The organism is Pontibacter sp. CAU 1760, from assembly GCF_054482735.1.
Genome location: NZ_JBTLRL010000006.1, coordinates 232,267 through 244,359 on the forward strand (window position 1 = coordinate 232,267; position 12,093 = coordinate 244,359).

At 46.4% G+C, this 12,093-nt stretch carries 10 protein-coding genes; 8 read left to right on the forward strand and 2 right to left on the reverse strand.

All coding sequences use genetic code 11. The features are described from left to right. The first annotated feature begins 266 nt into the window (after nucleotides 1-266). The 3 genes from ACXYMU_RS10810 (at nucleotide 267) to ACXYMU_RS10820 (ending at nucleotide 3,925) form a co-directional block, all read left to right on the forward strand. Nucleotides 267-1,448, forward strand: a complete 1,182-nt coding sequence (locus tag ACXYMU_RS10810; protein WP_458986404.1) for a hypothetical protein — start codon at nucleotides 267-269, stop codon at nucleotides 1,446-1,448. A gap of 2 nt (nucleotides 1,449-1,450) precedes the next feature. Continuing rightward, on the forward strand, nucleotides 1,451-3,307 hold the full coding sequence (locus ACXYMU_RS10815) for an OmpA family protein (RefSeq protein WP_458986405.1): 1,857 nt from the start codon (nucleotides 1,451-1,453) through the stop codon (nucleotides 3,305-3,307). Nucleotides 3,308-3,472: 165 nt separating this feature from the next. Then, complete coding sequence (locus ACXYMU_RS10820) at nucleotides 3,473-3,925, forward strand: hypothetical protein (protein WP_458986406.1); 453 nt, start codon at nucleotides 3,473-3,475, stop codon at nucleotides 3,923-3,925. Between the two features lie 222 nt (nucleotides 3,926-4,147). On the opposite strand, the gene ACXYMU_RS10825 is transcribed toward ACXYMU_RS10820, so the two are convergent. Continuing rightward, complete coding sequence (locus ACXYMU_RS10825) at nucleotides 4,148-4,540, reverse strand: spore germination protein GerW family protein (RefSeq protein ID WP_458986407.1); 393 nt, start codon at nucleotides 4,538-4,540, stop codon at nucleotides 4,148-4,150. A 249-nt stretch (nucleotides 4,541-4,789) separates the two neighbouring features. On the opposite strand from ACXYMU_RS10825, the gene ACXYMU_RS10830 reads away from it, so the two are divergent. Both ACXYMU_RS10830 and ACXYMU_RS10835 read left to right on the forward strand, forming a co-directional pair. Then, entirely contained in the window at nucleotides 4,790-5,161 is a 372-nt protein-coding gene (locus ACXYMU_RS10830; protein ID WP_458986408.1) for a hypothetical protein, read from the forward strand. A 189-nt stretch (nucleotides 5,162-5,350) separates the two neighbouring features. Continuing rightward, nucleotides 5,351-5,701 carry a DUF3140 domain-containing protein gene (locus ACXYMU_RS10835; protein WP_458986409.1) on the forward strand — a complete coding sequence of 117 codons (351 nt, stop codon included), beginning with the start codon at nucleotides 5,351-5,353 and terminating at the stop codon, nucleotides 5,699-5,701. A gap of 353 nt (nucleotides 5,702-6,054) precedes the next feature. Here the strand turns inward: ACXYMU_RS10835 and ACXYMU_RS10840 are convergent, their stop codons facing one another. Then, entirely contained in the window at nucleotides 6,055-6,600 is a 546-nt protein-coding gene (locus ACXYMU_RS10840) for an REP-associated tyrosine transposase (RefSeq protein WP_458986410.1), read from the reverse strand. A gap of 245 nt (nucleotides 6,601-6,845) precedes the next feature. On the opposite strand from ACXYMU_RS10840, the gene ACXYMU_RS10845 reads away from it, so the two are divergent. The 3 genes from ACXYMU_RS10845 to hrpB all read left to right on the forward strand — a co-directional run bounded on the left by ACXYMU_RS10845 (nucleotide 6,846) and on the right by hrpB (nucleotide 11,839). After that, nucleotides 6,846-8,309: an AAA family ATPase gene (locus ACXYMU_RS10845; protein WP_458986411.1), complete on the forward strand. Its 1,464-nt coding sequence runs from the start codon at nucleotides 6,846-6,848 to the stop codon at nucleotides 8,307-8,309. Next, nucleotides 8,296-9,294 carry a DUF4435 domain-containing protein gene (locus ACXYMU_RS10850; RefSeq protein WP_458986412.1) on the forward strand — a complete coding sequence of 333 codons (999 nt, stop codon included), beginning with the start codon at nucleotides 8,296-8,298 and terminating at the stop codon, nucleotides 9,292-9,294. Before ACXYMU_RS10845 ends, ACXYMU_RS10850 begins: the two co-directional genes overlap by 14 nt. Nucleotides 9,295-9,385: 91 nt before the next feature. Next, on the forward strand, nucleotides 9,386-11,839 hold the full coding sequence (hrpB, locus tag ACXYMU_RS10855) for an ATP-dependent helicase HrpB (protein ID WP_458986413.1): 2,454 nt from the start codon (nucleotides 9,386-9,388) through the stop codon (nucleotides 11,837-11,839). Nucleotides 11,840-12,093 lie beyond the last annotated feature (254 nt).

Here is a 12,093-nt window from a genome sequence, read left to right on the forward strand (position 1 = left end):
CAAGCGGCTGCCTGCGCTGGGGTTTGTGGTTTTAGTATCTAAGTCAGGCAATCACTTATGCCGAATCTAAATAAGCATCAACTGCAAGTGTCTGAATAATAGTGTTTTAATTCAGATTGTGCGTATACCTATAGTATACGTATACTAATATAGCGATGCATCAGATTGTAGGCTGCTAGAGCCTCAATTTCAAGTAGTTGCTTCCGTTTACCTCTTCCCTTAAAGCACGCAAGGTGCATGCTTCCTTAACCTTTAATATCAACTACATGAAAAAATATTACGCGCTTTTCATTTTCCTGTTGAGCAGTACTTCTGTTTTTGCCCAGTATAAAACGGTGGTTTTCAACTACGACAGGACCTACTTTAACGAGGGGCAGCCGCTGCCCGCCGAGAGCAACTTCATCGTGACGGGGGAGGCCGGAAACGCAGTGGACATGGTAGAGCTTACCATCTACGGCACCCAGGACACAAGCAAAGACCCGCTCTACCGCAACGTCTGGAAAAAGCGTCCCTCCGGCACAGACAATAACTTTACCCTGCCCGTGAATTATCCCCTTCGCGGAAACGAGAAGTATACCTTTCTCCTCAACTTTTATGGCGCGGCCCCGGCCCGGCAGCAGCGGCAACTCCTGCGCCAGCTCAACGCAGCCCTGGATGCCTATATCGACCAGTCTTTTGTGGTAAGCAGAGGCAGCGTGGAACTGCGGAAGCACCCCAAAAACATGCGCAGCGACATGAACGCCATCGTGACGCAGGGGCTCGGGCTATACCGAAGCCATATCAATTATACCTTCAATGGTTTCTCCGATATTGTACTGGATAAACTGGAGCAGATCAACAACCTGCGCCTGCGCAAAGCAAGGCGCAATATTGTTGCCGGCGAAGGTGAGGATAAGAAGACCGTCCGGCTTAAATATGCGCAGGAACAGGTGGAGGCCCTGAAAGTGATGGTGCACCAGGAAGTGGCGCAATACGGAAACGCGCAACTGCTCGTGCTCACTGACAGTAAAAAGATAACCGACTATGCTACTGAGAAAACCCGGAATGTGGTCGCGATAAACGTGGGATATGGCGGGGTGTACAACTCGGGCAATGTCGATAATTTCACTTCGGATACGGCACCCTATGTGGGCATTTCCATCCCTTTTGGGCGGGCTGCATTTTCCTCTGCTTTCTGGTCTCGGTCCAGTATTTCCACGGGTGTGATGCTTCAGAATCTGGATTTCGGTGAGGACGATGAAGCAACCGGGCCGCTGGTGAAGCGCCCGGTCTATGTGGCCTTGGGCTACAGAGCGCTCCCCTTTGTGCGCATCCATGCGGGTGCCACCGTGCTGCAGAGCGATGAGGCATCGAATAGGATCTCCGATTTCAGTGTAGACAGGGTATACATTTGCCCATTTGTCGGTCTGAGCCTGGAGCTTAATTTCTGGATGGACCTAAACCGCTAACCATGAAACGACTTCTAACGATAAGTGTCTTATTGCTCAGCTGGCAACTAGCCCTCGGGCAGCACGACCTCTATAAGTGGCAACTCAGCGGCTATACCGGTATCGCTGCGTACAGCAACGACGCCAACCGCTTTTCTGATTACTATTCCGTGCACGATAACCTGCTATACCGTGCCGAGCTGACCCGAAGCATCGGCAACAGCCTGGGGCTATCGGTGGGTTATGCGCTTGGCAACGTGCGCGGGCGCGACCTGCAGCGGAACGCATTTGAAACGGAGGTGCACATGGCTGCCCTGCGAGGGTATTTTTATACCGATAACGGCTGGCTCTTTAACAGCTCGGCATGGATGTCGCCGTATGTTTTCGGGGGGTATAGCCTGAGCATTCTGGAGACATCCGGTGGTGCTGCCAAAACGGAGTCGCGTTATGTGTCTACCATTCCGGTGGGTATCGGCCTGAAATTCAGGCTGGGCGAGCGGTGGCAACTGGGCTTGCAAACGGAAGCGGTATACCTGACCGAGCCGCACCTGGAAGGGCTCGCGCTGGAGCAGAACGACTACAACAGTGCTTATTTGCACACCGGTGTTACGGTAGGGTATAGCTTCGGCTTCCGGAAATCGACGTTCAAAGCGCCGCAGTATTATTCCAGCACCGCAGCCTCAGGACAAGGGGAGGAGCAAACCCAACCCCAGCAAAATGTATTGGAAATGATGCTGAAGCTCCCGTCAAAAACGACTCAGTTGGAGCAGGACCAATCTGTTAGCACTATAACCGAGGAGCAGACTCAAAGGACAATTTTCGCGCCAGCCGACACGCTTCAAACCCGAAATACTACCATCGTAACGGACAGCAGTTTGGTGCAGCGCAAGCGTGTGGTGCAAGGCGTGCCTCCGCAAACCCGCCAAATTCAGGACACAACAAACACGCCTGATCCTACGCCAACGGTTACTGCAACTACAGTTGAAAAATCTGAAACAGCAGAGGATAAGGTTAAGCAACAAGAGGCGCAGCCCATACCCGCTACATCGGAGCGCAGCACCCTCCGCCCGGACACAGTGGTTCAGCGGCAGGCGGCGACTGTAACTCAGAAGCAGCCTCAGCCAACCACCATTTCACCGGAAAAAGTAACACCAACAAAGGGGCAGGAAACTCCTTTAAAAACGGAGAGCAAAGCCCCAGCAAAGGCCGAGGTAGAAGCAACCAGTAAAACAACAGAGCGAACGCGCGTGAAAGAACGGGTGGTATACGTGCAGGATGCAGCCGGAGAAGCCGCACAAAGCGATCAGGAAAAGCAACAGCTTGCAGCCGTGAATGCGGAGAACAGAAGGCTTCAGGCGCACATCGACTCGCTGCAGACAATGCTTCCTACTGACGATACGCTGCACCAGGTAGCTGCGGTAGACACCAGTTTAGTGCAATACCTGCAACGCCAAGCCGACCTGAACGACAGTGTGCTGTACCGCCTGAACCAGTATGAGCGGGAGCTGGCTCTCTTGCAACAAGCGAAAACGGCAGCAGTAGCCCCAGCGGCTGTGCCCAAAGCCTATACCACAACAGTTTATTATCCGGTTAACACCTTTAAAGTGCCTTTAGAAAGCCTGCGCGACTTAAACCAGGTCGTGCAAAAATTGCAGGAAATGCCAGCCATAACCGCGCAACTCACCGGCTATTCCTCCCAATCCGGAAATGCTGCCTATAACCTGGCGCTCAGCCGCAAGCGTGTAGAAGCACTGGTTGATTTCCTAACCGTTCAAGGGATAGATAAAGCGCGTATCCGGGTGCAGTATATGGGCGACGCCGCTGCCTCCCAAAAAGAAAACCCTTTAGATCGGAAAGTAGAAATAGAAGTTGTTGATTAGTAGTGGGATGATTAGTAGTGGTGTGGACTCAGAAAGATATCCGAGAGGCCATATCATTATGGCAGTAAAGAGACGTTTTATGTTACTCCTAGGCCCATTGGGGTAGGGCTAGGGCCAAGCTTCATACTTGGTAACCATGATGCAAAAGTTGGCACTGGTTTACAATTGAACCTGCTGAATGTTGGCTACACGATAAGCAAAGGATTTGGAGTTATTGGCACATGGATGGGAGGTGCACATGCTTTTGATGCTGAAGCAACGTTTCATAACCAAGGTCACACATCCACTTTACCGGCACGCGTTGAGGTGGGCTATGGCGTGCTGATGGTTGGGCCTATGTACACGTTGAATGTAACAGATGACTCCGCTATAGATGTCAAGCTTCGAGTAGGCTCATTTTATACCAGTGAAAAGTCCTCTACGGAAGTATCAGCGTCTGCATATGAAAACAGAACGCTTGGCACTTCAATCGGTATAGGTTATCGCAAGAAATTTACAAACCGCTGGTGCCTGATGCTCTCCTCCGATTATTATGCGGGCAAGCAGCAGCTTTATGCTGCAGGTGGCCAAAGTACCCGTATCCTAAGCTTTACCTCCGGCGTGGGCTTTATGTTGTAAAGGGTAAGGTATAACTTTGTAGCAAAAAGGCACGAGCTTGTAGCACTTACTGTTACTTTAGCTGAAGGTATAGCTGCGTGGAAATGAAAAGGCACGAGCTGCAAGCTCGCGCCAGCGAAGGGAATTTACGCATGCTGGTGCGAGCTTGCAGCTCGTACCTTCTCTTTCAGGCAATGTCAATTTCCGGCACACCTTTACCACCACGAAAGCCTACTGCTTCAGTTACTTTGCAGTTTTCCTGTCCTTAAAGATACTCACAATGCTTTTAGTGGTCATTAGTAACGCCAGACTGCCTATGGCAACAATTTTCACCACCGTTTGCGGGTCACGGATGGCACGGAACCGGGTAGCTCCGTCTTTCATTTCAATATAACCTACCGGCGTTAACACCATGCCGCCACCGCCGCCAGAGCCAGCTCCTTTTCCTTCGGTGCCCATACCCTCACCACCACCAAAACCGTACGTAGCTTTCGAGACAGGTATAACCGTAACACCCTCCCGTTCCACTGGCTCGCCATAAATAGTAGCGCTATCAGCCGCTATGCCTAATTTTTCAGCTAGCCGTTCCACAAAGCGCGGCGCGGCAACGTTAACCGGATTAGTATCTTTATCCATATGCTTGATTTTAGTTTAAACAGGAATATATAAATACGTGTGCCTTTAACCGATGTTTAGGAATGGCAGTACGGATAGGTTTGATAGGAACACAATGGCTGCAGCAGGGGTTTAACTTCTTAGAAAAGAAATGCAACACGCGCTATAGGCTTGCAGCAGCGAGGCGCAGGATCTTTTAAGAGATGGAGAACAGACTTCCTATGTTGCGCAATATTAAACGTAAACGCTAACAAAGCACACAGCAGGATCATGAATCTGACAGTAGGTTGTAAAGTAGAGTGGACGGAGTCGGTGTACACGCCTTATACTGAAGGGGAGACATCAGACTTTATCGGGGAGCGGACGATAACCGGCAGGATAACGGCAGAAGGGTATGCGAAGAAAACGAACTACCATTTCTTCACGATTCATGTGTATGGGGCGGAAGGGGTAAACGCGCAGTTGATAGAACCGAATAGCAAGATCGTCCGGCGGGGCGTGGTACTTTACCCGAAGAGCAGAATCTTGGCTACCCCAGGCAACTACGAAGAACTGGTAAAGGAAAAGGCAGCGCGGAAGGAAAACAGCAGCCCCGTATGTTACGCCCACCAAAAGGGACTGCGGGAAGGCTTCGAGGACTAGCTTTTGCAATAAATCTTTAACTAAACCTTCATCTGGACGCCAAAGGCAGGTAATACCTGGAAGTCTGTAGCCATGCCCCTATAACCTGTGCCAAAAGTAGTAGGGTAATAAATTTGTATAAGTCTATTTAACCTCAACCACTTCGCTGCTTGTAAGTATAAATCTGTGAACCATTAACTCTAAAATAGTATGGCACAAGTAGATTTCGACAAGCAAGAGCGCGAACAGATTTATCAGGATTTTAAAGAAGCCGTGAACATGACTCCTTCAGAGCTGGAAGACTGGCTGAAAACGGATGAGTCTAAAGAAGTAGGGTACAAGGAAGATGATGCTGATGAATCTGTGGGACATGAATCAGGTAGCAAAATCATCAAAATCCTTCACACCAAAAAAGCAAACCTGACTGACTCCGATTTTGCACACATGCGCAAAGTAGTAGGCTATGTGCACCGGCATGTAGCACAGCGCCCTTCCGGGGATGTTGAGAACACACCGTGGCGCTACTCCCTCAAAAACTGGGGCCACGAACCTATGAAATAATGATGGGAAAATCCAGTGCATTGTTGGAACCCTAACTTATAGTAAATAGAGAAATACGCGTGCCGAGGGGCCCTCTTTGAAGGGCCGTGCTAGTGCGAGCTTCTGGCTTGTACTGTTACTTGTGCCGATTATATTGCTGCGTGGAAAGGATAAAGGCACGAGCTGCAAGCTCGCGCCAGCGAAGGGTCAGCGGGGGCCAGCGAAGGTAAAGCTGTCCTTCGCTGTGGCTGAGTTTACGCATGCTGGTGCGGGCTTGCAGCTCGTACCTTCACTTTCAGGCAATATCAGTCTCAACTAAACGCATGCTGGTGCAAGCACATGCTGGTGCGAGCTTGTAGCTCGTATCTCCACCATTAAGCAATATCAATTTCCAGCAAACCCTTTCCGCCACTAAAATCTATCGCGCTGCTATACTTCCAATGCTCCGGCTCCAATACAAAGCCAGCTTCTACAGGGTTGTTGTGGATGTAATCGATTTTCTGATCTATCACGTCAGCGCTCCAAAGCTCGATAGGCTTGTTGTGTTGCTGCCAAAACTGCCGGTGCTTTACGTTGCTGTTCTTCAGGCCAGCTCGTTCCATCAGCCAAAGCATCCATTCCTTCCGGCTCTCCTGATTGTGTTCGGCAATGGCTTTTTGCAGTTGCTTTGAAGTATAAGTCTTCAGCTCCTTCAGCAACGTGCTCGGGTTGTTATCGCTGGCCCGGAATATGAGATGTACGTGGCTGGGCATAATGCACCAAGCATATATCTCCATCCCTTTATTTTTGCGGCAATAGTCCAGGCTGTCTGCAAGTATGGCAAAGTACTCCTCACGCGTGAATACGTCTATCCAGTACACCACGGCAAAACTCACAAAGTATAGCCCTTCCTTGTTATGGAATTTATATTTCCTGCTCATGTAAGGCTTATACTTTAAACAGCAGTTTGCAGGTTTAGGTATTTGTATGCTAGTGCGAGTAAAATTGCTAGTGCGAGCTTGTAGCTCGTACTGTTACTTGTGCTGAAGGTATAGCTGCGTGGAAAAGAAAAGGCACGAGCTACAAGCTCGCGCCAGCGGGGAGATGATGAAAAAAGATAGAAAGTATATTAATAAATTAAAATATTATATCAAATTTGTAATTATCAGTATAGATATTTTTCAACATGGAGATAGCAAAGAATCAAGAGCCTCTAATATCAAGTTTTAGAGTGGATAAATTACACGGTGAAGCTTCGTATGACATAAGATACGAAAACAATACTTTGGTTTTAGTTGCAGAGAATGGTTCTGGTAAGACTACTCTAGTTAATATGATGTACTACTTTTTAACTAGGCAATGGGTTAAGCTTAATGAATATAAGTTTGAAAAAATTACTGCTACTGTAAAAGGAAGAGAGTTATCTTTTAACAAAAGCAAGTACAATCAACTGGTTCGCCGAGACTCAAAATTATATCAGAGATTTCCAGTTAGGTATAGACCATTGATTGAACACCTTTATAGTAGTAATGAAGGGTTAGACTTTATCAATCAAAAAGATTATTCATTAAAAGAGTACTATGCTAAACTGTCAGATATGTTTAATATCTCTACTAGAGGTATTCAAAACATCCTGCATCACATTAATGAGTTAGAGATTGATTTTGATAATGATGAAAGTATACAAGAAGTAGAAGAGTATCTTAAAAATGTATTCAAAGGAATTCAAATTATTTACCTACCTACATATAGAAGAATTGAAAAAGATCTAAAAAATATCTTTCCAGACCTTGACGAAAGTATGGAAAGATATGAATCTAAGAGAAGATATAAGTCTCTAAATCAAGAGTCCCCTGAATATATTGAATTAGTAGAGTTCGGTATGCAGGATGTTAAAGACAGGATAACGCGAAGGTGTGATGAGTTGAAGAATTTCTTTTATAATAACTTAGGTAAAAAGATAACAGGTTCATATTTGGAAGACATTTTAAAAAGGAATTATCGTGACTTTGACACCACAAGAATACAAGACTTCAATGAAGACGCTCTAAATTATATTTTAAAAAGACTAGACGATAGCTTTTTAAGTTCATCTGGCAAGAAGGAGTTGAAAGCATTTGTAGAGCAAGTTAAGGAGAATGGAGCTCTAAATGTTGAAGATAAAATCAACGCTTATTTTGTATGGAAGTTGTTTCAAATTTACCAAGAGCAGAAAAATGCGGAGTTAGATATTAACAAATTTGTTGATATCTGTAATGACTACATAAAAAATAAGAGTAAGAAATTTCATTTTGATAGCGACAATTTCGAGGTCAGCATAAGGGTTCCTAATAGTATCAAATTATCTGATAATAAGTTCTTTAATATTGATTTCAAAGATCTTTCTTCTGGAGAAAAGCAAATTGTATCTTTATTCAGCCACATTTACCTTTCTAAACAAGATTATTTCATAATAATTGATGAGCCAGAGCTTTCGCTTTCAGTACCTTGGCAAGAAAGGTTTCTACCAGATATAAATTCTTCTCAAAAATGTACTGGTATCATCGCTGTAACACATTCTCCTTTTATATTTAAGAATGAACTTAAACAGTATGCGCATTCTTTAGAAGAGTTTTCAATCAAAAAAAATAGGAAGTATGAGCTTTCTTAGTTTGCTTAACAAATATAGTGAAGCAACAGAAACAGTATATTTAAAGCTCTTGCTCAACTATAAATTTGATGAAAAAACTTATCATTTCCTTTTTGAAGGACAAGATGATCAGTTTTTTTATATAAATTATATAAATAGTATTTTCTCATCAAGTCCTGAACCTTTTTACTATATATGTAATGGGAAAAAAAATTTATATAAGTGCTATAATGACATCAATTGGACTAAATATAGTAACCGACGAGTATTGTTCTTTACTGATAAAGACTTAGATGATATTATACAAAAATCATATCCTACTTCAGATAATATTTTTGTGACTAAGTATTATTCTTTTGAAAACTATTTAGTTTGTTCAGATATTTTAAAAAGATTTCTGAGAGAAACATGCCACTTAAGAGATGAAATACTTATTCAGAGTATAGTAGATGTATTCGAAGAACAACTGAAGATTTATAATAAACTAGTTCTTCCTATTTCCGCATGGTTAGTAGATAATAGGAAATCAACTAAACCAGCTAATTTGGCGAATATAGATTTGTCTAAAATCTTTGCTATCAATTCGAATCTGCACATTATTAGGAAAAAATCTTTGAAATCAACTATAGATTATGTTGAAAGGGTTACTAATAATGTTGGGACACCAAGCGATAGGAGTGATTTGTTGAAGATTAGCAAAGAGCTAGTTAAAATTCCAGAACATAAAATTTATTTAAGAGGTAAGTTTGAACTTTGGTTTCTATACACCTTTTTCAAAAAGGTAATCGAAATCGTTATAACAGGCTTAAACGAAGAGATTAGCCAAAATAATAAGCGGTTAGCTAGTGGAGAGAAAAAGCAACCAAAGTATGTTGTCAATGTTGAATTAAAAGAAAGTAATATAGTCGAACTATTTGCTACTAGATTAAAAATACCTGTTGATGTAAAGAGCTTTTTAACTTCTAATGTAAGAAGAACAAACAGAAAAAGACAAGTTGAGGCATGAGTGTATAAACATTGCTAATACTACTTTGTAACTTTGTAGGCAGGTATAATCATATACCTGCTTTCTTTTTTTATTATAATGTTGTAGTCCCTTGCCCTTCAACCCATTTACCATAGACTTACCCGTTAGGGAAATCATACATGCTGTTAGGGAATACCTTGCGGCACAGAACACGCTAATCGTAAACGCCCCTCCCGGAGCCGGTAAAAGCACTTTGCTGCCGTTGGCTATCATGGACGAGGCCTGGCTTTCGGGCCAGAAGATCATTATGCTGGAGCCACGGCGCCTGGCAGCCAAAACCATTGCCGAACGCCTGGCGCAACTGCTGGGCGAGGAGGTAGGCCAAACCGTGGGGTACCGCATCCGTTTCGAGACGCGCATTTCGGAGCAAACCCGCATCGAGGTTGTAACTGAAGGCATCCTTACCCGCATGATCCATAGCGACAGGGCGCTTACGGGTGTGGGCATCATAATATTTGATGAGTTTCATGAGCGCAGCATACACGCCGATGTAGCCATGGCCCTGAGCCGGGAGGCGCAGCACGCGCTTCACCCGGACCTGCGCATTATGGTGATGTCAGCCACCTTGGATATGCCTCAGCTTACCAAACTGCTGCAGGCACCAGTGGCGCAAAGTATGGGCAGGCAATACCCCGTCGAGACCTTTTACACCGGCGATGCCGACGACAGAATGCTGCCCGAAATGACGGCCCGCATTGTGCAACAGGCAGCAAAGGAGCGGGAAGGGGATATCCTGGTGTTCCTGCCCGGCGAAAACGACATCCGGAAGGTAGAAGAACTGCTTCGCAGACAACTGCGCGATTTTAAGATACACCCGCTGTTCGGTATGCTGCCTTTTAATAAGCAGTACGCAGCCATTATGCCCAACCGCGACGGCAAACGCAAAGTGGTGCTGGCCACCAGCATTGCCGAGACTAGCTTAACCATAGAAGGCATTTCGGTGGTAGTGGATACAGGCTTCGGCAAAACCTCCCGCTTCGATCCGAAGTCCGGTTTGTCGCGGCTCGAAACAGTACGCATCTCCAAAGACGCAGCCGACCAGCGTGCAGGTCGTGCAGGTCGTTTAGGCCCAGGTACGGCTTACCGTATGTGGAGCAAAACCACGCACGAGCGCATGGCCCCGCACCGCACCCCCGAGATTCTGGAAGCAGACCTGTCGTCGTTGGTGCTGGATATGGCGCAATGGGGCATCATGGATATCCTTGGCCTTACCTGGCTGAACCCTCCTCCGAGAGCGGCGCTGCAGTCTGCCACCGAAATGCTGCACCAACTGCAGGCACTGGAGCATGGCCGTATTACCGAGCACGGTAAAAAAATGCATGCCCTGCCATGTCACCCGCGTATAGCCCACATGCTGCTCAAAGCTGAGGAAACCGACCAGGTGGCCCTGGCCTCTGATATTGCCGCTATCCTGGAAGAGCGCGACCCACTGGACCGCAACGCAGGCATCGACATAAATTTAAGAATAGAAGCCCTGCGCAGGTATAGAAAAGAGCAGGGGCAGGGCAAGCGTTTCGGGAAGATAGAGAAGGTAGCCCGCTCGTACCGCAGCATGTTTAACATAGAGGCTGATAACAGTACTTTTGATGAGTATGAAACTGGTGTGCTGCTAACGCATTGCTACCCCGAGCGCATTGCCTATGCACGCCCCGGTAACAACGCACAGTTCCAGTTGGCAAACGGAAAGTATGCCTCGGCAGGCCACCGCGACGACCTGGCTTACGAACCCTGGCTGGCCATCGCGCACCTGCATGCCGGAGGTGAGGATAATCCGGGCCGTATTTTCATGGCCTCACCGCTTAACCCCAAAGACCTGGCCCCGCTGGTAAAACAGCAGGAAAGCTACCATTGGGATGTAAACGACGGAGAGCTTACCGCCTCTATGGACACCCGCATTGGTAGCATCGTGTTGCAAAGCAAGCCGCTGCCAACCCCCGACGAGAAGCACCGCATACCAGCCATGATCGAAGCCATCAAACACGAAGGCGAGCACCTCCTGGACTTCAACCATGACCTCACCCAATGGCAAAACCGTTTGCTGAGTCTGCGGAAGTGGCGTCCTTCTGAGTTCTGGCCCGACATTAGCACTTCCACGCTGCTCATGACCAATGCCGATTGGCTAACCCCACACCTCTACGACATAGAGCACCCCGACAACCTGATGGAGCTGGACCTCCAACCGATTCTGGAAGCCAAATACCTGAACGATGAGCAACGCACCAGGCTGGATATATTGGCTCCGGCTTCTTTGGAATTGCCCGATGGCTCAGGTATAGAATTAGCATATAAACCCGACGGAGCACAGCCAAAACTGGAAATTCGCCTGCAAGACGTGCTAAGTTGGGAGCAAAGCCCAACCGTAGACGAAGGTGAGATGACAGTAGAACTAGCTTTATTAACGCCAGAGTTAAAACCGATCACAACTGTATCAGACCTTGCTAGTTTCTGGAAAGGGAATTACAGGGTGATCAAAAGGCAGCTGGAGGTGGTGTTTCCGGAGGTGGAGTGGGAGAGAGGAGTTTAAGAGTTAGAGATATAGAGTTAATGGGGGGATGATTGGCAATTTTTCAGTGTACGATTGTCATCTCCCTACTTCCTTTTTTATGGAGGGCCCCTACCCCTAAGCGGGATTTTTTTCGCTATCTTGTTTCTGATACTTATTGCCCTGTGTGTTAAATGTTTGTGAGTTATGAAATATTCAAATAAGCATTGTAAACGATATTTTACGCAAGGTGTAATCATTCCCTTGGGGGCAAGGTGTAATCATTCCCTTGGGGG

What these genes read in the sequence shown, in the direction of transcription:
- ACXYMU_RS10825 (WP_458986407.1), bottom strand. Translation starts at nt 4,540, where the DNA reads ATGGATAAAGATACTAATCCGGTTAACGTTGCCGCGCCGCGCTTTGTG.
- ACXYMU_RS10815 (WP_458986405.1), top strand. Translation starts at nt 1,451, where the DNA reads ATGAAACGACTTCTAACGATAAGTGTCTTATTGCTCAGCTGGCAACTA.
- ACXYMU_RS10840 (WP_458986410.1), bottom strand. Translation starts at nt 6,600, where the DNA reads ATGAGCAGGAAATATAAATTCCATAACAAGGAAGGGCTATACTTTGTG.
- ACXYMU_RS10830 (WP_458986408.1), top strand. Translation starts at nt 4,790, where the DNA reads ATGAATCTGACAGTAGGTTGTAAAGTAGAGTGGACGGAGTCGGTGTAC.
- ACXYMU_RS10810 (WP_458986404.1), top strand. Translation starts at nt 267, where the DNA reads ATGAAAAAATATTACGCGCTTTTCATTTTCCTGTTGAGCAGTACTTCT.
- ACXYMU_RS10845 (WP_458986411.1), top strand. Translation starts at nt 6,846, where the DNA reads ATGGAGATAGCAAAGAATCAAGAGCCTCTAATATCAAGTTTTAGAGTG.
- ACXYMU_RS10835 (WP_458986409.1), top strand. Translation starts at nt 5,351, where the DNA reads ATGGCACAAGTAGATTTCGACAAGCAAGAGCGCGAACAGATTTATCAG.
- ACXYMU_RS10850 (WP_458986412.1), top strand. Translation starts at nt 8,296, where the DNA reads ATGAGCTTTCTTAGTTTGCTTAACAAATATAGTGAAGCAACAGAAACA.